At 40.7% G+C, this 403-nt stretch carries 1 protein-coding gene; it reads left to right on the top strand.

The genetic code is table 11. The features are described from left to right. Positions 1-403, top strand: a 403-nt coding sequence (locus AAEY68_RS21945; protein WP_502935716.1) for a hypothetical protein, incomplete at both ends; no start/stop codon positions are given.

Raw genomic sequence — 403 nt, 5'->3', positions numbered from 1 at the left:
ACCCAAAACACAAATCTATTTTGACGCAATCTCGAGATTTACCGAGGGATAAAAAACAAGCTGTTGAAAGTATTACGGGCACTTTAACGAACATGGCTAAAAATGGGCTTGTTAAAAATAGAGATGACATTATCGCGGCCTTGCAAAATGCAGGCTTTGAAATAGCCAGAAAAGCATCTAAAACAATTTCAATCAAAAGTCCGCAGGGTGGGCAAAATATCAGGCTAAAAGGGGCTATTTATGAATCATCTTTCAGAGCTGGCGCAGACCTTAGAGTCGAACTCGAAGCAGCAAACCGAGCTTACCAAGCAGGCCGTGAGCAAAGAATTCAAGACTTTAAACAAGTTTATCAAGATGGAAGTGAAAAAAAGCGAGAGCGAAACGAAAAACGCTATTCAAGAGC

The sequence above is a fragment of the Pseudoalteromonas sp. RB2-MNA-CIBAN-0110 genome (assembly GCF_040309305.1).
GTDB classification, from domain to species: Bacteria; Pseudomonadota; Gammaproteobacteria; order Enterobacterales; family Alteromonadaceae; genus Pseudoalteromonas; species Pseudoalteromonas arctica.
Note: the sequence above shows the minus strand (reverse complement) of the source record. Positions and strands in the feature narration are given on the sequence as shown.